General features: G+C 67.0%; 14 protein-coding genes. 9 read left to right on the top strand and 5 right to left on the bottom strand.

Going from position 1 to position 18,639, the window contains the following annotated elements:
• Window positions 1–933 precede the first annotated feature (933 nt).
• The 6 genes from rpsP (at window position 934) to ASD86_RS06955 (ending at window position 4,156) form a co-directional block, all read left to right on the top strand.
• A complete protein-coding gene (gene rpsP / locus ASD86_RS06980) occupies window positions 934–1,191 on the top strand; it encodes a 30S ribosomal protein S16 (RefSeq protein ID WP_036111600.1) in 258 nt (85 codons plus the stop codon).
• A gap of 47 nt (window positions 1,192–1,238) precedes the next feature.
• Entirely contained in the window at window positions 1,239–1,754 is a 516-nt protein-coding gene (gene rimM / locus ASD86_RS06975; RefSeq protein WP_056108641.1) for a ribosome maturation factor RimM, read from the top strand.
• Window positions 1,755–1,816: 62 nt separating this feature from the next.
• Complete coding sequence (locus tag ASD86_RS06970) at window positions 1,817–2,059, top strand: hypothetical protein (protein WP_157476266.1); 243 nt, start codon at window positions 1,817–1,819, stop codon at window positions 2,057–2,059.
• 66 nt (window positions 2,060–2,125) lie between these two features.
• Window positions 2,126–2,962, top strand: a complete 837-nt coding sequence (trmD, locus tag ASD86_RS06965) for a tRNA (guanosine(37)-N1)-methyltransferase TrmD (RefSeq protein WP_082578129.1) — start codon at window positions 2,126–2,128, stop codon at window positions 2,960–2,962.
• A 125-nt stretch (window positions 2,963–3,087) separates the two neighbouring features.
• Window positions 3,088–3,492 carry a 50S ribosomal protein L19 gene (rplS, locus tag ASD86_RS06960; RefSeq protein ID WP_056108634.1) on the top strand — a complete coding sequence of 135 codons (405 nt, stop codon included), beginning with the start codon at window positions 3,088–3,090 and terminating at the stop codon, window positions 3,490–3,492.
• Between the two features lie 298 nt (window positions 3,493–3,790).
• Window positions 3,791–4,156: a hypothetical protein gene (locus tag ASD86_RS06955; protein WP_157476264.1), complete on the top strand. Its 366-nt coding sequence runs from the start codon at window positions 3,791–3,793 to the stop codon at window positions 4,154–4,156.
• A gap of 58 nt (window positions 4,157–4,214) precedes the next feature.
• Here the strand turns inward: ASD86_RS06955 and ASD86_RS06950 are convergent, their stop codons facing one another.
• Window positions 4,215–5,753, bottom strand: coding sequence for an MATE family efflux transporter (locus ASD86_RS06950; protein WP_056108627.1), 1,539 nt, complete (start codon window positions 5,751–5,753; stop codon window positions 4,215–4,217).
• A gap of 261 nt (window positions 5,754–6,014) precedes the next feature.
• Here ASD86_RS06950 and arsN2 point away from each other — a divergent pair, with 261 nt between their 5' ends.
• The gene (arsN2, locus tag ASD86_RS06945) at window positions 6,015–6,446 is read left to right on the top strand and encodes an arsenic resistance N-acetyltransferase ArsN2 (RefSeq protein ID WP_157476262.1); all 432 of its coding nucleotides are present in this window, start codon (window positions 6,015–6,017) and stop codon (window positions 6,444–6,446) included.
• Between the two features lie 771 nt (window positions 6,447–7,217).
• Entirely contained in the window at window positions 7,218–7,640 is a 423-nt protein-coding gene (locus ASD86_RS06940; RefSeq protein WP_056108621.1) for an RNA-binding S4 domain-containing protein, read from the top strand.
• Window positions 7,641–7,891: 251 nt separating this feature from the next.
• Here the strand turns inward: ASD86_RS06940 and ASD86_RS06935 are convergent, their stop codons facing one another.
• Complete coding sequence (locus ASD86_RS06935; protein WP_056108618.1) at window positions 7,892–8,527, bottom strand: DUF937 domain-containing protein; 636 nt, start codon at window positions 8,525–8,527, stop codon at window positions 7,892–7,894.
• Window positions 8,528–8,878: 351 nt separating this feature from the next.
• Window positions 8,879–11,059: a catalase/peroxidase HPI gene (katG, locus tag ASD86_RS06930; protein ID WP_056108615.1), complete on the bottom strand. Its 2,181-nt coding sequence runs from the start codon at window positions 11,057–11,059 to the stop codon at window positions 8,879–8,881.
• 436 nt (window positions 11,060–11,495) lie between these two features.
• Between katG and ASD86_RS06925 the strand changes: the two genes are divergently transcribed.
• Complete coding sequence (locus ASD86_RS06925; protein ID WP_157476260.1) at window positions 11,496–11,924, top strand: hypothetical protein; 429 nt, start codon at window positions 11,496–11,498, stop codon at window positions 11,922–11,924.
• A 184-nt stretch (window positions 11,925–12,108) separates the two neighbouring features.
• Here the strand turns inward: ASD86_RS06925 and ASD86_RS06920 are convergent, their stop codons facing one another.
• Both ASD86_RS06920 and mutS read right to left on the bottom strand, forming a co-directional pair.
• Window positions 12,109–15,474 carry an AAA family ATPase gene (locus tag ASD86_RS06920; protein ID WP_235567686.1) on the bottom strand — a complete coding sequence of 1,122 codons (3,366 nt, stop codon included), beginning with the start codon at window positions 15,472–15,474 and terminating at the stop codon, window positions 12,109–12,111.
• A 541-nt stretch (window positions 15,475–16,015) separates the two neighbouring features.
• Entirely contained in the window at window positions 16,016–18,577 is a 2,562-nt protein-coding gene (gene mutS / locus ASD86_RS06915) for a DNA mismatch repair protein MutS (protein WP_082578160.1), read from the bottom strand.
• Window positions 18,578–18,639 lie beyond the last annotated feature (62 nt).

The following is an 18,639-nucleotide window of genomic DNA, read 5'->3' as shown; positions in this document are numbered from 1 at the left end:
GGAGCGACGCGAGTCGCGACCGCGCAATCATGAAAACTGTGCGGCCATCTTTTCTAGCGAATCGTCCCGCCGCAGCGCACGAAGCCCGCAGATACGCCGAAGCACTATTAAATCGACGCATACCTCGCGATACCGCGTACACCGTCGAACCGTATTTGTATTCGTATCGTCGAACACTCGAACATTGTGTGTATCCAGCAGATCGCACAGACCTCACGCAGCGCCGAGGTGAAGCCCTGGATCCCCGCCTTCGCGGGGATGACGAGCAAAGGCGAAAGCCTCTTTCCTGACAGTCACGAGGCATCACCATCCATCGCGCTCTCGCAATCGCGCCCTGTAGGAGCGACGTAAGTCGCGACCGCGCAACAACTGCAATTACGCAGCCTTGTTTCCTGGTAAATCGTCCCGCCCTAACGCACTCAGCCTGCGCATACGCCCGCGCCCGTTTTCAAGCGCCGCCACTCGCCGACAAACGGCGTCGCGCGTTCTCGGGCTGAGAGACGGCGCCGGGCGATTCTGTGTTCACGGAACGGCGAGGCGCGGGACGGACAGACGGGAGGGGGGCTGATCCAAGCGCGGGAGGCCTCGTGCAGGCCGCGCGCTCAGAACCGAGCGCCGCCGCCCGCAAGGTCGCGACGACCGTGCCAGCCACGTGAGCAACAAGCCGCCCATGGACAGCGCGGACACATCGAGATTCGGGGAAGACCGGTTCCGGGGGGCGGAACCGGCGCAAGGGCGGCGACAGGACGGCGTCGTCCGCCGGGCGGCATCCGAGGGAAGCGGGTGCCGGCGCCAGGGACGGCGCGGCAGGGCAGGGAAGCGCGGGAATCCGGGCCCGTCAGGGGCCCGGGTTTGCCCAAGCCACGGAATCGGTTAAACTTTCCGGCTTACCCCGTCATTCCGACGGCTGGGCAACACAGGAAAACAGACCCCATGGTCAAGATTCGACTGACCCGCGGCGGCGCCAAGAAGCGTCCGTTCTACCACATCATCGTCACCGACAGCCGTAGCGCCCGCGATGGCCGCAACATCGAGCGCGTCGGTTTCTACAACCCGGTCGCCGCCGGCGCCGAGAAGCGCGTCGAGCTGAACATCGATCGCGTCAAGCATTGGGTCGCCAACGGCGCCCAGCTGACCGACAAGGTCGCCGACCTGTACAAGCAGGCCGTCAAGGCCGCTCCGGCCGCCTGAGTCGGCGGGCCGCGCAGGTTAGCCCGCGCGGCCCTTCCAACGCACCCATGAGCGATTCCTCGCGCCGCCTCCTGCTGGGCAGGGTGCTCGGCGCTTTCGGCATTCGCGGCGAAGCCAAGCTCGAGTCCTGGACGCAGCCGCGCGCCTCGATCTTCCGCTACCAGCCCTGGATCGTCCGCGACCCGCAGGGCCGCGAGCGCGAGCTGTCGGGCGTGCGTGGCCGCGAAAGCGGCAAGTTCCTGATCGCCACGTTTCCCGATGTCAGCGACCGCGACACGGTCGAAGCCATGCGCGGCACCGAAATCTACGTTCCGCGTTCGGCCCTGCCGCCGCCGAAAGACGGCGAGTATTACTGGGTCGACCTGGAAGGCCTGAACGTGGTCACCACCGAGGGCGTGTCGCTGGGCAAGGTCTCGCACCTGTTCGCCACCGGCGCCAACGACGTGCTGGTCGCCCGCGACGACGAACGTGAGCGCATGATTCCGTTCGTGATTCCGCAGTACGTCGTCTCGATCGACTTCGACGCGAACCTCGTGACGGTCGATTGGGACCCTGACTTTTAAGCGCGTTCGTCCGATCTGGGCGCGACTGCGTCCGCTTTCACCGGATACACCGTGAGGTCGACATGCGCATCGCAATGGCCGGCAATACCCTGGCGCCCGCTTATTCGGCGCTGTTGAAGAAAGGCTATACAGTCGAGCGGCATCCCGAGTTGCCGGACTGCTGCCTGGCCAGTAAGAACGGATATTCGTTTCTTGCCGATAATCCGGTGGAACTGTTGGGCTTGATCGCGATGATCGAAATGCGCGGCGAGGCTTGGCAGGCGTCGGATCGGGAAGTGGACGATTTTCTCCAGCATTTGGCCTGAGCACGATTTCGCGCAAGCATTCGCCGTCCAGTTCAGTCCGCTCAATTCAACGGTTTCAGCCGACTCATGCGTATCGACCTCATCAGCCTGTTCCCCGAATTCGTCGCGCAATGCGCGGCGTTCGGCGTGGTCGGGCGCGCGGGCGAGCGCGGGCTGCTGTCGTTGCATGGCTTCAATCCGCGTGATTACGCCGAAGGCAATTACCGCCGTGTCGATGAGCGTCCGTTCGGCGGCGGGCCGGGCATGGTCATGCTGATCGATCCCTTGCGTGCGGCGATCCGCGCCGCGCGCGAGGCCGATCCGGCGCCGGCCCGGGTGATCTACATGAGCCCGCAGGGCGCGCGCCTGGATCAGGCCAAGGTCCGCGAACTGGCCGGGCATGAACGCCTGATCCTGCTGTGCGGCCGCTACGAAGGCGTCGACGAACGGCTGATCCAGGCCGAGGTCGACGAGGAAATCTCGATCGGCGATTACGTGCTGTCGGGCGGCGAACTGGCCGCGGCAGTGATCGTCGACGCGGTCGCGCGGCTGCAGGACGGCGCGCTGGGCGACGCCGAATCGGCGGTCCAGGACAGTTTCGAGGACGGCCTGCTCGACTGCCCGCATTACACCCGCCCGGTCGAACACGAACTGGGCACGGTCCCGCCGGTGCTGATGTCGGGCAATCACGCGGAAATCGCCAAGTGGCGCCGTCAGCAGTCGCTGGGGCGGACCTGGCAGCGGCGCCCGGACCTGTTCGACGAGGCCGCGCTGTCCAAGGCCGACCGCAAGCTGATCGCGGCCTTCCGCGCCGAATTGGCCGCGGCTCAGGCGGCGGAGCAGGGCGCCCAGGCGGCCGCTGGAAGCGTTTCCAGCCCCGAATCGGCCGTTCAGCCAGGCCCGCCGGCTGGCGAAACGCCCTGAGCCCCTAGCGCCGCAGGAAAAAAGCTCGTTATAATTAGTCGCTTAGCTGTACCCCTTTGCTGTACCGATGCCATGACGCGGGTCCACGTGCACTCGCGCAACAACTAATCCAACAGGCCGTAACCATGAACAAGCCCTCGCTCCACACCCTGCTGCAGAATTTCGAAGCCGAGCAGATCACCCGCAAGCTGCCCGACTTCAGCCCCGGCGACACCATCGTCGTCAACGTCAAGGTCAAGGAAGGCACGCGCGAGCGCGTCCAGGCCTATGAAGGCGTGGTCATCGCGATCAAGAACGGCGGCCTGAACTCCTCGTTCACCGTGCGCAAGATCTCGCACGGCTTCGGCGTCGAGCGCGTGTTCCAGACCCACAGCGCGATCATCGACTCGGTCGACGTCAAGCGCCGCGGCAAGGTCCGCGCCGGCAAGCTGTACTACCTGCGTGGTCTGCAGGGCAAGAAGGCGCGCATCAAGGAAGATCTGGCCGCGTACGCGCGCGCCAAGAGCGCCAACGTCGCCGCAGGCGAGTAATCCCCGCATCGCGCGCCTGCCGCGCAATGCCACTAACGGCCGCCGCGAGGCGGCCGTTTGCGTTTGCGCGCGGCACGGTGACAGCGGCCGGCATGGACGCGCGCGGCGCGAGCCGCCTCAGGGCGCTTGGCGTGTCGATCAAGCGCATCCGCGCGGGTCCGCATCGTGGTCTTCACGATGGCCGCGATTGGCCCGCTGCCTGGCCGCGGCGGCGCTGTGCGCCGCGCCCGGTTCGCGCTAGATTCCCGACGCGGCGTCGGCCGCCGGCAGTGCCGCCCCCGCGGCAGGAGAGCGCAACGTGAATCCGGGTTTGTCCGAAGGCGATATCTGCACCTATCAGCGCAGCGACGGCGCATGGGGCTTTTTCTGGGTCCAGCGCATCGACGCCTTGCCCGACGGCCGCGACGCGCTGTCGCTGCGCAAGTTCGACACCCATACCGCCGAGGAAGTGCTGCGCGAGCATGTCGCCGACGTCGACGAACTCAAGGCGTTGCGCCTGCTCGGCCACTTCCCGATCGTCGGTACCCGCGTGGCCGAGGTCGAACCGCGCGTGATCGGCCACATGCCGGTGCGCGACGCCGACCTGGAGGGCTACCGGATCTGGCGCGAGGCCTTCGACAAGGGCGAGGCAGGGGTGTTCACCGTGGCGTTGCAGGACATCTGAGCACGCCGATGGCCGCGGAACGCGGCTGCGTGTTGCCTGCGTCGAGCGGTGCGACGCGTCAGCGCGGCGGCCGTTCGGTTTCGGCGTCGTCGATATCGCGCGCCAGGTTGGCGAGCTCTTCCGGACTCGCATCGGCCACCGGCGCCGGCGGCTGCGCAGCGATTTCCGCCGGCGTGGCGATGGTCTGGGTGGCGATCGGCGCGACCGCGCGTTCGGCCGGGCTCATCATCCGCGAGCGCCGCCAACCGCCCCAGCGGTAATACGCCAGCGACATCAACATCGCGCAGAACGCGCTGACCGGGAAGCTCCACCACAAGGCGTCGGTGCCGATCACCGGCTGCAGCAAGGTCGCGAATGGCACGCGCACACCCCACAGCGCGAAGCCCAGGATCAGCAGCGGCGGCACCACCGCGCCGGTCGCGCGGACCACGCCGGAGATCACGAAGGTCACCCCGAAAAACAGGAACGACCAGATCGAAATATGGTTGAGGTGGCGGGCGATTTCGAACGACGCGCTGCCCTCGGGCAGAAACAGCGCGAGCGTATAGCGGTCGAAAAATATCAGCGGCGCGATCAACGCGCCGGTCATCAGGAAATTGAAACCGGTGCCGGTGCGCGCGGTCGCGTCGACCCGGTCCCAGCGTCCGGCGCCGACGCTCTGCGCGGCGATCGAGGAACACGCCGCGCCGATCGCCATCGCCGGCATCTGCACATAGGTCCACAGTTGCAGCGCCGCGCCGTAACCGGCGGCGGTGCCGGTGCCGTGGGCGTTGACCAGGCTGATCATCGCGATCATCGCCAGCGAGATCAGCACCATCTGCAGGCCCATCGGCACGCCCTTGACGATCAGCGCGCGCAGCACCGCCGGATCGATCTTGAGCAGATGCGCATCTTGCCGGCCGAGCCACAGTACGTGGCGCTTGCGCCGCAGGTACAGCAGCATCGCCAGCAGGCTCAGGCCCTGGGCGAAGAAGGTCGACGCGGCCGAACCGGCGATGCCCATCGCCGGCACCGGGCCCCAGCCGAAGATCAGCAACGGATTGAGCACGATGTCGAGCGCCACCGACATCAACAAGAAGCGGAACGGCGTGCGCGAATCGCCGGCGCCGCGCAGCGCGGCGGAGAAGAACGCGAACGCGTACAGAAACGGCATCGACAGGAAGATCACCCGCAGATAGCTCTCGGCCAGCGCGAGCGCGGGCGCCGGCGTGCCCATCGCGCGCAGCACGGTGTCGGCCATGAACCAGCCGGCGATCGCGATCAGCACCGACAGGGCGATGAAGAAGGTCGCGCTGGTGCCCATGACCTGGCGCGCGCGGGCGGTGTCGCGCGCGCCGATCGCCTGACCGATCAGGATGGTCGCGGCCATGCCGATGCCGAAGATCGAGCCGATCAGGAAGAACATGATGTTGTTGGCGTTGGCTGTCGCGGTCAGCGCCGCCTCGCCGAGGTAGCGGCCGACCCAGATCGAATTGATCGAGCCGTTGAGCGATTGCGCCGCGTTGCCGGCCATGATCGGCAGGGCGAAGGAAATCATGGTTCGGCCGATCGGGCCTTCGGTCAGCAGGTGGCTGCCGCGCGGGGTGCTGGGGGCCATGGCGGGATCCGGTCGGGGATGGCGCAGTATGCCGCCGCGTGGGGTGAGCGGGTCGTGGCCGCGCGATGTCGGGTTGGCGCGAGCGATGGATTATTGCGCGGGCTGGGTTGCGCGGATGTGGGAAAGGTCTCGGTGCCGAACAAGCATCAGTCGCAATGGAAGAAGTGATTGTCGGAAAAGTCCTGGTTCCTTTTTTCAAACGCGCTGTCCCCGATCCGTGTTGGTCAGTTAGGCTTCACAGCGGCCAACCAGGACCGCCCCATGACCGCAATCCGCCAAGCCACTCCGGGGGACAATGAGCGCATCTGTGCTCTCCTGGCCGCGGCCGGTCTGCCCACAGCGGATCTTCCGGTCCCTTCTGTCGAGCTTTGGGTGGCTGAAGAGGCTGACGGGATTGTCGGCGTCGTTGGTGTGCAGCACTTCGGGCAGGCGGGCCTATTACGCTCGCTGGTAGTCGATACCGCTCACCGCGGCTCGGGCCTCGGCGCTATCCTTCTCGGACATGCGCAAAACCAAGCGCGCGCCACGGGCTTGCGTGAGTTGTTTCTCTTGACCGAAACGGCAGCCGTCTTCTTTACGGCCCATGGTTATCGCGCGGTCGCTCGCGATTTGGCTCCGGCGGATGTGCTTGGCAGCTCTCAGTTCCGGTTGCTTTGTCCTGCGTCGGCCGTTTGTATGACCATGACACTCTAGAAAATAACCAGACGTCGCCACCAACACGGATCGGGGACAGGGCGTTTTCAGCATGGACATGATTTCTGGCGGCGCGAAGCGGTGCATTAGTGCTTCGTCCAAATGGGCATGATCGTCGTTGGGCGCGACGCAGTGCGTTTTCTCCTTGGAACAGCAGACGACGGGATTGGTTCTTTGCCTTCGTTGCGCGGCGATCCGCATCAAAAGCGAATCCCCCGCGCGAAAGCGACGCGATGACTGCACAGGTGCGCCGGGCGCTCGCCCCCTTTTTCAAAGTGGGCATGATTTTCGGGGGCGCGACGTGGTGCATTCCCCTTTCTCAAGGTGGGCATGACTCTCGGGCGCGATGTGACGGACGCGATCTTCGACAGGCGCGACGCGCTGCTTTTCCCCCTTTGGAAAAGGGGGGCAGGGGGGATTCGCTTTTGCCTTCGGTGCGCGGCGATCTGCAGGTAAAAAGCGAATCCCCCGCGCGGAAGCGACGCGATGACTGGATTGCGACGCCGGGCGCTCGCCCCCTTTTACAAAGTGGGCATGATTTTCGGATGCTCGACGTGGTGCATTCCCTCTTTCTCAAGGTGGGGATTATTCTTGTGGCACGATGCGATGCATTTCGCGTCGGTCCCTAACTGGACACGATCTTCGACGAGCGCGATGCAATGCTTTCCGCCCTTTGGAAAAGGCGCGGATTTCGCTTTCGCCTTCGATGCATGCGCCCACTTCGCACCTCCCGTCGTATCCTTCGACAATGCACCGCTATCTTCCGCATCGATGAGCAAGCAAGCCGAAACACCTGTCGCGTCGCCGGCCGCCTCGGTCCGCCTGGACCTGTGGCTGTGGGCCGCGCGTTTCTTCAAGACCCGCAGTCTCGCGCGGCAGGCGGTCGAGACCGGCAAGGTCGAGGTCGGCGGCCAGCACGCCAAGGCCTCGCGCGCGGTGCGGGTCGGCGACGGTCTGCGCATCGTGCGCGGCGAGGAAGTGTTAGAAGTCGCGGTGCTGGCGCTCAGCGACGATCGCGGTCCGGCCAGCGTGGCGCAGACGCTGTACGCCGAAACCGAAGCCTCGCGCCTGGCGCGCGAGCAACTGCGCGCGACGCGCATCGCCGAGCGCAACGGCTACCGCGCGCCGGAAGGTAAGCCGGACAAGCGCGCACGGCGCCTGATCAAGGCTCTGGGCGATATCGACGCGTTGTAGCGCCGGCGGCGTCGGTCGTCGCGTTCGCGCGCGTCCAACTCCAGCGGCGATTTCGGATTTCGCCGAACTCCGGCCGCGCCGAATCTGACAGTGCACGAATCTGATCGCGCAGGAATTCGACCGCGCCAGAATTCGACCGCACCGGAATTGAAATCCGCCGCCCAAAACGACGACGGCCGCGCCGAAGCGCAGCCGTCGTCCACCTGATGTCGCTGACACCGCGTCCAGCCGAAGCCGAACGGGATGCAACCTCAGCGCTGACCGCCGAGCAGGCCGCCGCCGATCTTGAGCAGGTCGCCCAGGCCGAGCTGGCCGTCGCCGTCCTGGTCGAGCACCGAGCTGAGCAGGCCGCCAGCCGAACCTTGTTGCTGGATGCGCTCGTGTTCCTGACCGAGCACGTTGCCGAGCTGCTGCGGCGAGGCCGCGGCCTGGCCGCCGCCGGAGAACATGCGCTGGGCCAGATACGACAGCACGATCGGCGCGAGCAGTTTCAGCAGCGTATTGGCCTGGCCGCCTTCCAGTCCGGTGGCTTGACCCAGGCCCTGCGCGGCGGTTTCCTGGCGGCCGCCGAAGATGTGGCCGAGGATGCCGGCGCCGTCGGTCTGGCGATTGCCGTCGCCACCGCCGAGCACCGCGCCGAGCACGCTGCCCAGGTCCAGGCCGCTGGCGGCCGCGGGCGCGGCATGGTCGCGCTGCAGCGCGCCGAACAGAGCTTCAGCGCCCTGCGGCTGGCTGGCGTTGCGGCCGAGCGCGCCGAGCAGCAACGGCAGCGCCGCGCTGACCGCGCTCTGTGTCTGCGGCTGCGACAGGCCGAGCTGGCTGCCCAGTTGCGCCAGCGGCTGGCCCTGAAGTTGGTTGAGAAGATCGTCGGTCAGCGAGGCGCTCATGGCGGGGTTTCCGGGTGCGAGGAAAGCAGATGCTAGCGCCGAATCGTGAGTGGCGGGTGATGCTGGCGGTCGCGAAATCGGCGGTGGCATCGCGATCGTGCAGGCGATGTGGGCGCGCGGTGCGATTGAGGCACTTGGGGCTTTCGTGCGGCGGGTCGGAGGCTTGCGGCCGCGAACGGCGGGCCGCGCCGGGGCGATCGGGCCTGCAACGACAGGCCTGGCGGTGTTTTCGCGACTCCGGCTTTTCCAGGCAACGCGGCCGCCACGGCGAACGGCGAAAAAAAGCCCGGCTGAGGTCGCCGGGCATAAAGTCACACAGGGTCTGTTGTCGGCGAACGGTTCGCCGGTCGATCAGCTCAGATCGAAGCGGTCGGCGTTCATCACCTTGTTCCAGGCCGCGACGAAGTCGTTGACGAATTTCTGCTGCGCATCGGAGCTGGCGTAGACCTCGGCCAGCGCGCGCAACTGCGAGTGCGAGCCGAAGATCAGATCGGCGCGGGTGCCGGTCCACTTGAGTTCGCCGGTCTTGCGGTCGCGGCCTTCGAACACGTCCTTCGCATCGGAATTCGCCTTCCACACCGTGCCCATGTCGAGCAGGTTGACGAAGAAGTCGTTGCTGAGCGCGTCGGCCTTGCGGGTGAACACGCCGTGCTTGCTTTGACCGGCGTTGGCGCCGAGCACGCGCAGGCCGCCGACCAGCACGGTCAGTTCCGGCGCGCTGAGGTTCAACAACTGCGCGCGGTCGATCAGCAGCGATTCGGCGGTGACGTCGAACTTGCCCTTGAGGTAGTTGCGGAAGCCGTCGGCGAGCGGTTCGAGCACCGCGAACGAATGCACATCGGTCTGTTCGGCGGTCGCGTCGGTGCGGCCCGGAGTGAAGGGCACCTTGACCGGGAAGCCGGCGTTCTTCGCCGCCTGTTCGACGCCGGCGGCGCCGGCCAGCACGATCAGGTCGGCCAGCGACACCTTCTTGCCGCCGCTCTGCGCGTCGTTGAATTCCTTCTGGATGGCTTCGAGCGCGGACAGCACCTTGGCCAGTTGATCGGGCTGGTTGACCTCCCAATCCTTCTGCGGCGCCAGACGGATGCGCGCGCCGTTGGCGCCGCCGCGTTTGTCGGAACCGCGGAAGGTCGAGGCCGAGGCCCAGGCGGTGGATACCAGTTGCGACACCGGCAGGCCGGAAGCGAGCACCTTGGCCTTGAGCGCGGCGATGTCCTGCTCGTCGATCAGCGCGTGGTCGACGGCCGGTACCGGGTCCTGCCAGATCAGCACTTCGGCCGGAACTTCCGAACCCAGGTAGCGCGGACGCGGCCCCATGTCGCGATGGGTCAACTTGAACCAGGCGCGAGCAAAGGCGTCGGCGAACTGATCGGGATTTTCGAAGAAGCGGCGCGAGATCTTTTCGTAGGCCGGATCGAAACGCAGCGACAGATCGGTGGTGAGCATGGTCGGCGCGTGGCGCTTGTTCGGATCGTGCGCGTCGGGGATCTTGTCCGCGCCGGTGCCGTCCTTCGCGATCCACTGGTGCGCGCCGGCCGGGCTCTTGCTCAGTTCCCACTCGAAACCGAACAGGTTGGCGAAGAACTCGTTGCCCCATCGCGTCGGCGTGCTGGTCCAGGTGACTTCCAGGCCGCTGGTGATCGCATGGCCGCCGATGCCGCTTTCGAAGCTGCTGGCCCAGCCCAGGCCCTGTTCGGCGATATCGGCGCCTTCGGGTTCGCGGCCGACGTGCGATTCGGGGCCGGCGCCGTGGGTCTTGCCGAAGGTGTGGCCGCCGGCGATCAGCGCCACGGTCTCCTCATCGTCCATGGCCATGCGCGCGAAGGTTTCGCGGATGTCGCGGGCCGCGGCGATCGGGTCGGGATTGCCGTTCGGGCCCTGCGGATTGACGTAGATCAGGCCCATCTGCACGGCGCCGAGCGGGTTTTCCAACACCCGGTCGCCGCTATAGCGCTTGTCGCCGAGCCAGGTGGTTTCGCTGCCCCAGTAAACGGATTCTTCGGGTTCCCACACGTCGGCGCGGCCGCCTGCGAAGCCGAAGGTCTTGAAGCCCATCGACTCCAGCGCGACGTTGCCGGTGAGGATCATCAAATCCGCCCAGGAAATCTTGTTGCCGTACTTTTGCTTGATCGGCCACAGCAGGCGGCGCGCCTTGTCGAGGTTGCCGTTGTCCGGCCAGCTGTTGAGCGGGGCGAAACGCTGCTGGCCAGCACCGGCGCCGCCGCGGCCGTCGAAGGTGCGATAGGTGCCGGCGCTATGCCAGGCCATGCGGATGAAGAGCGGGCCGTAATGGCCGAAGTCGGCCGGCCACCACTCCTGCGAGTCGGTCATCAGCGCGTGCAAGTCCTGCTTCACCGCGGCCAGGTCGAGGGTCTTGAACGCCTGTGCGTAATCGAAGTCGGGATCCGGATTGGACGGTGGCGCCTGCTGGTGCAGGACCTTGAGGTTGAGCTGGTTGGGCCACCAGTCGCGGTTCGACGTGCCGCCGCCGGCGGTGTGGTTGAACGGACACTTCGATTCGGTGTTTGACATGGGTTCTTTAGCCTTTCGCTGGTGACGGTGCGGGTTCGACGGCTGCGTTCCGGGTGACGCCCGAATGCCTATGCGCGAACGGGTCCGATCTCGGACCCGTTGCGGACGTTGCGCTGGTGTTGCGTCGACTGCTGATTCGGCCGGTGCTGCTGGAACGGGTCCTGGAACGGCATCGCCGCATGGGCGGTGAGGCTCAAGTGCCGGCCGCGCCCGCGCATTGGCGGGTTCGAGACGGCGGACGGTCCGGTCGGCTGGCAGTGGTCGTGCAATCGCATCGCTGGCGCTCGGGTGGTGTAGCGGTGACGGAAGGGGCTCCGTGGGGCGGGGTGTCGAGGTGGGTTGACGATAGGTCGGCGCCAATGACAAGTGAAATCGATATTTCCGACGTATTCGATAGAAGCTGGCTATGACGAAGCGGTTCGCGCCGCGGCGCAGCATGGGCGCGTTCGAATCATGGAAGGCCCGCGCCCTGCGATTCGTGATCGATGTGGCAAACGCGCCGGTCGGGCGTCGCGGCTTGCCGATCCGCGCGCGGATGCTGCTTTGCAGCAGCGTTTGTGCATGCCGGCGCCGGCTCATACTCGCCGCGAGCGTCGGCCGCAGCGCCGTGGCGCTCATCCATTCGACCAAGGAGGGAAACACGATGAAGGCAAACACGATGGGGAAGAGCGCGGGCCTGCGGATCGCCGCGGTGACGGCGTTGGTGTTCGGTCTAGGCCTTGGCGCCTCGGCGTTCGCGGCGGATCCCGATTGCATCAACGCCTGCCTGGAGATCAAGCGCGACTGCATCGCCCAGGCCGGCGGCGGTTCGATCCAGCATTGCAATCGCGCTTACCGCGAGTGCGCGGCGGGTTGCGAGTTCTGAGCGAGGCACATTGCGACGCGACAGGCGCCCGCGCGGCGCCTGTCGTTTTCATGTGGCGATCGGTTTGGCGCGCGCTCGCATCGCGCGGCGCACTTGGCCAGAGAGGGTCGGGCGCGCGTTGAACCTTCGGGCCGCGATGCACCCGCGGCAAGAGACCGGCGACGACGCCGGCCGGACGCTGAAATCAACCGCCCTGGATCACGTCGAATTCGCCCGCGAGCACGCGATCGAGCCGGCCGCTGCGCCAGCCGCGCACGCCGTCGCGCACCAACGGCGACGGCGATTCGCGATAGCGCCGGCAGATACGGCGTTCGCCATCCGGCGCGGCCTGGGCCACGCGCGCGCGGCCGGGCAGGTCGGCGGCGACCTGCACCGACAGCGAGGCGCGACGGGTGACACCGTCGTCGAGTTCCTCGAATACATGCAGGCCCGATTCGCCCTGCAGCAGATCCAGCGCGCCGAAACCGCTGACCGCCAACCATGCCTTGCAGTGTTCGGGATCCTGGCGCAGCACTTCGACGCGCATGTTGCGGCGTTGCGCCCAGGCCAGGTACATCGCCAGCAACTGCTGCCACCACAGGCGCAGATCGGCGCCCGAACGCAGCGGATCGGCGTCGCCGGTGTCGATCTGAATGAGTGCATCCTGCGGCCGTTGCTCGCGTACCGCGTCGATCGCCAGCCCGAGCAGGAACAGCAACTGGGCCAGACGGCCGGCGAACTCGCCGTTGCCGCGGTCCTGGCGCAGGCGCCGCTGCATGCGCTGGGCGGTGTCGAGCGCGCTTTCGATGCGGTCGCGGCGTTCGATCCGGTCGAGCACGCCGTGGCGGTCGCCGGCCGACCAGAAGTCGGATTCGCTCATGCGCGCGTAATCATCTTCGCGCGCGCGCACCCAGTCGGCCGATTCGATCGCCGCGTCGAGTTCGCGCAGGCGCGCATCCAGGCGCGCGATCGCCTCGGCATCGGCCGAGGGTGCGTAGACCAGGTCGCGCAGGTCGCCGGCCGCTGTCGGCGCGGTTGCGTCGGCAGTCGCGGCTTCATCGGCAGGCGCGACTTCGCGCACCTGGGGCGCGTCGGGATCGATGAACACCACATCGAGCTTGTCGCCGGCGCTGCGCACGAACAGGAACTGGTCGCCGCGCGGCGCGCGGTGTTCGACGATGCTGCGCGCCAGCGGCGCGAGCAGGTAGTGCTCGATCGCGCGGCGCAGCGGGCGCGCGCCCAGGTCCGGGGTGAAGCCGCGGTCGAGCAGGAATTCGATCGCCGAGGGTTCCCATTCCACCGCCCAGTCGCGATTGCGCAAGCCGCGTCGGGTCAGCACGCGGCCCAGTTCCTTGTGCAGGATCTCGCGCATCAGATTGCGGTCGAGCGGGTTGAACAACACCACGCGATCCAGACGATTGATGAATTCGCGGCGGAAGGTTTCGTACAAGGCCTTCTCGACCGCGCTGCGCGAATAGCCGCCGCTGACCGAATTGAAACCCGGCCCCGCGCTACGCGAAATGGTCGAGCCGACGTTGCTGGTCAGGATGATGATGCTGTGGCGGAAGTCGGCGGTGTGGCCGCTGCGATCGCTCAGGCGCGCGTCGTCGAACACCTGCAGGAACAGGTCCCACACCTTCGGATGGGCCTTTTCGAATTCGTCCAGCAGCACCACCGAGAACGGTTGCTCGCGGATGCGCGAGGTCAGCGAACGCACGCCGCCCTGACCGCCTTCGTCGGCGGTCAGGCGCCAGGCCGAGTCTTCCGACTGGAATTCGCTCATGTCCAGGCGCAGCAGGCGTTCGTCGCTGCCGAACAACAGTTCGCCCAGCGCCTTGGCCAGTTCGGTCTTGCCGGTGCCGGTGGGGCCGGCGAACAGGAACACGCCGATCGGCCGGCCGTTGTCGGTCAGGCCGGCCTTGAGCATCGCGATGCGGTCGAGCAGGGCGTCGACGGCTTCGTCCTGGCCGATCACGCGCTGACGGAAGAATGCGCGCAGACGATCGAGGTCGAGGCTCTGGCGGTCGTCGATCACGTCGAGAGGCAGGCCGCTGCGCTGGGCGATGGTCGCGAGCAGGCCTTCGGCGTCCAGCGGCAGGGCCGGCGGCTCTTGCGCGCTCGCGCTCTGCAGGCTGTCGCCGAGCAATCGCAGCAAGCGGCCGGGTTCCTGCTGTTCGGGAAAATACTGCGCGGCCATGCGCGCGGCTTCGGCCAGCACGCGCGCGTCGGCGACCGGGCGCCCGAGACGTTCGGCTTCGATCCGCGCCCATTCGGCCGCGATCGGCTCCAGCGCGAGCGGTTCGACCGGGGCGAGGTTGAGAATTTCGAAATGGTGCTTGATCACCGGCCGCGCGATCAGCAACTGGGCGAGCTGGCGCGGAGTGATTTCGCCGATCACCCGCAACTGGCCGCGTTCGATCGCCGGCAGCATCAGGTCGAGCAGGCCGCGCGGATCGCGCGAGTGCGAGCCCTTCGCCAGCAGGTCGAAGAAGTCCGGCGCGCGCCACAGCGCCTGCTTGCGATCGAGCACGGCGAGCATTTCGCGCACGCGTTCCTCGAGTTCGCCGATATAGCTCTGCCCGGACAGGATTTCCGCGGCGCTGGCTTCGAACACCAGCCAGCCTTCGTTTTGCAGGCGCTGGCTGAGCAGGTCGATCAGCACGCTCTTGCCGACGCCGTGTTCGCCGGCGACCAAGACCGAGGTCGTCGCCTCGTTGCTCAGCAACTCATGCACGCGTTCGAGCTGCCGCGCCAACGCGTCATGCACGATCCGCGTCTGCGGCTTGATCGCCGCGTTGACCCGGCCGAACGCGCCGAGCACGCGGCCTTCGCGGCGTGCGTTGGCGGCGCGTTCGACCTGCGCCAGCAGCGGATCGAGCAGCGGCGAGGCGAAGCGCTTGAGGGTGTCGCGCAGCTGGCTGGCCTGGGCCTCTTCGAGTTCGTCCAGCGCGGGCGCGGCCGGCGCATCGCCGAACTGCTGCGCCCATTGCAGGTAGTCGCGCAGGTGCTGGCGCACCGGCGCGAAGTCCCACCACCACGGCTGCGCGTGCCGCATCAGATGCGGCAGCGCCTGCGCGTCGCCGCGAGTGCGCAGGTAGTCGATCAGAAAATGCAGCGGGTAGCCGCCGAACTGGGCGGCGTGTTCGAGCACCGGCTCGAGCGCGATGTCGCCGCGTCGCGGCAGCACCGCGGTAATCATCGATTGCTGCACGTAGCCGCTGCCGCCGAGCTGGCGTACCAGTTCCTCGGCGCTGAAGGCCTCGCCGGCTAGCAAGTCCACGCCCTGGTGGAATTCGGGCACGGCCAGCAGGTCCTGCGGACGCTGGATGCGTTCGTCGACCGCGTCGATGGCGCGGAGCAACCGCAGCAGTTGATCGGCGGGTGTTTCGTTGTTGGCCGAAGAGGTTTCAATCGGCGCCTTGGCGTCGCTCGTGTCCTCCTCCTCGGCGGTTGAAGCGACCTGCGCCGGAGAAGCATCGGCAATAGCGGCCACGGCCACCGGCGTGGCCCGATAAAGGCGGGCGAGGATCAGACCGGCGACCACGCCGACGACGAATAGCAAGGCTTCCACGGGGGCTCCGGTGTCCATTCCGGGCGACAGTTTAGCGGGTCGGTCGGCGTGGGCCTTGGGCGGTGGCGGCGGGTGATGCGAAATATGCGACGGCAATGCGATTCGGCGCCGCGGCGCATGCGCGCCACTTCCCATCGTGGCGTCGTCGATCTTGGCCTGCGGGTCTCGCGATGGCGATCGTCGTGGCCATATCCCTGGATCGTTATCCGGGCACCGTCATCCCCGCGAAGGCGGGGATCCAGGGCTTCACCGCGACAGGACTCTGAAGTCTCTGGATCCCCGCCTTCGCGGGGATGACGAGCAAAGCCAGGCGACGCAGTGGCGCGCAAAGCCAGGCGACGCAGTGGCGAGCAAAGGCAGGTAGCGCAATGGCGAGCAAACGCAGGTAGCGCAGTGGCGAGCAAACGCAGGCAATCAAGTGACGAGCGCGAGCAAATGCGGATGTGACGAGCCAATGAAGTCTGGAATGGCGAGCAGAGGTTTCGTATCGGCCGGTTGTTCGCGACGACTTTACGAAACCCGACCTCGCCATGGCTTCCTATCAAACCAACGCCTTGATCCGATACAAGGCTTCCAGCGCTTGCTTCGGCGTCAACTCATCCGGGTCGACCTCGGCCAGCGCATCGAGCGCGGCCGACGACGGCGGCGCGAACAGGCCGAACTGCTGCGGCGCGTCCAGCGCGGCTTTGGCGAACGACGGCTTGGGCGTGTCGCGGCCTTGTTGCTCGAGTTCGATCAGCCGTCCGCGCGCCTGCTTGACCACCGACTTGGGCAGGCCGGCCAGCGCCGCCACCTGCAAACCGAAGCTGCGATCGGCCGGGCCGTCCTTGACCGCGTGCATGAACACCAATTGCTCGCCGCCGTTCTTGTCGTGATGCTCGACCGCGTCCAGATGCACGTTGGCGATGCCGTTGCCCGGTTCGGCCAACGCGGTCAGTTCGAAATAATGCGTCGCGAACAAGGTGTAGGCGCGGTTGCCGTGGGCGAGGTGGCGCGCGCAGGCCTCGGCCAGCGCCAAGCCGTCGTAGGTCGAGGTGCCGCGGCCGATTTCGTCCATCAGCACCAGCGACTGGTGGGTGGCGTGATGCAGGATGTAGCTGGTCTCGCTCATCTCGACCATGAAGGTCGATTGGCCGCGCGCGAGGTCGTCGCCGGCGCCGATGCGGGTCAGGATGCGATCGATCGGGCCGATCACCGCGCGCGACGCCGGCACGAAACTGCCGATATGCGCGAGCAACACGATAAGCGCGTTCTGGCGCATGTAGGTCGACTTACCGCCCATGTTCGGGCCGGTGATGACCAGCATGCGGCGGCCGTTGTCCTCGTCGAGGATCAGGTCGTTGGGTTCGAACGGTTCCTTGCGCACCGCCTCGACCACCGGATGCCGGCCGCGCTCGATCCGCAGGCCCGGCGCGTCCGACAGGTCCGGTCGCGACCAGTCCAGCGTGGCGGCGCGTTCGGCGAAACCGCACAGCACGTCGAGCTCGGACAAGGCCGCGGCGCAGCGCTTGAGCGGTTCCAGGCGCTCGTTCAGCGCGTCGAGCAATTGTTCGTACAGCAGCCGTTCGCGCGCCAGCGAACGTTCGCGCGCAGACAGCACCTTGTCTTCGAACTGCTTGAGTTCCTCGGTGATGTAGCGCTCGGCGTTGCTCAAGGTCTGCCGGCGGGTGTAGTGGGTCGGCGCTTTTTCCGCCTGCGCCTTGCTGATTTCCAGGTAATAGCCGTGGACGCGGTTGTAGCCGACCTTGAGGGTCGGGATGCCGCTGCTGGCGCGTTCGCGCGCTTCCAGATCGACCAGGAATTGATCGGCGTTGGTCGACAGCGTGCGCAGCTCATCGAGTTCGGCATCGAAGCCAGTCGCGAACACACCGCCGTCGCGCGCGAGCACCGGCGGCTGGGTGACGATGGCCTGCGCGAGCAGATGCGCGTGTTCGTCGTGTTCGCCGAGCGATGCGCACAGCGCATTGAGCCGCGGCGAATCCAGCGGGCGCAGGATCGCGCCGACGTCGGGTAACAGGCCCAGGCCGTCGCGCAAGGTCGACAGATCGCGCGGACGCGCGCTGCGCAAGGCGATGCGCGAAAGAATGCGTTCGAGATCGCCGAGCGCGCGGAAACGTTCGCGCACTTCGTCGCCGGCGCGGCTGTCGATCAGGGTCGACACGGCGTGGTGGCGATGGCGCAGCACGTCGCGGTCGCGCAGCGGCCGGTGCAGCCAGCGCCGCAGCAGGCGTCCGCCCATCGGCGTGACGGTGCTGTCGAGCACGCCGAGCAGGGTGGTGCGGCTGTCGCCGTCGATGCGGCTGTCGAGCTCCAGATGACGGCGGGTGGCCGCGTTCATCGCGATCGCGCCGTCGCCGGACTCGACCGCGATCGAAGTCAGATGCGGCAGGCGCTGCTTCTGGGTTTCTTCGACATAACCCAGCAACGCGGCGGCCGCGGCGATCGCCAGCGGCTTGTCTTCCAGGCCGAAACCGCTCAGGTCGTGCAGCGCGAAGAAACGCAGCAACTGGCGCCGTCCGCTGTCGACATCGAACAGCCACGGCGGACGCCGGCGCATGCCGTTGCGTTCGGCCACGAACGGCGCCCAGCCGTCTTCGTCGGCGACCAGCATCTCGGCCGGTTCCAGCCGCGCGATCTCGGCTTCGAGCGCGTCTTCGGTCGCGACTTCGTTGACCAGGAAACGGCCGGCGGCCAGATCGGCCCAGGCCACGCCGTACCCGTGCTTGCCGCGCGAGATCGCCAGCAACAGGGTGTCGCGGCGTTCGTTGAGCAGGGCCTCGTCGGTGACCGTGCCCGGGGTGATCACGCGCACCACCTTGCGTTCGACGATGCCCTTGGCCAGGGCCGGGTCGCCGATCTGTTCGCAGATCGCCACCGATTCGCCCAGCGCGACCAGCCGCGCCAGATAACCTTCGGCCGAATGGTGCGGCACGCCGGCCATCGGGATCGGTTGCCCGGCCGAATTGCCGCGTTGGGTCAGGGTGATGTCGAGCAGTCGCGCCGCCTTGCGGGCGTCGTCGTAGAACAGCTCGTAGAAATCGCCCATGCGGAAGAACAGCAGCACGTCCGGGTGCTCGGCCTTCGCGGCGAAGAACTGGCGCATCAGCGGGGTGTGTTCCGACACGTCTTTGTCAGTGCCGGATTTGTCCTTCGTATTCAAATATA

The sequence above is a fragment of the Lysobacter sp. Root690 genome (genome assembly GCF_001427785.1).
Classification (GTDB): Bacteria; Pseudomonadota; Gammaproteobacteria; order Xanthomonadales; family Xanthomonadaceae; genus Lysobacter.
This window is presented reverse-complemented; position numbering and strand designations above follow the sequence as displayed.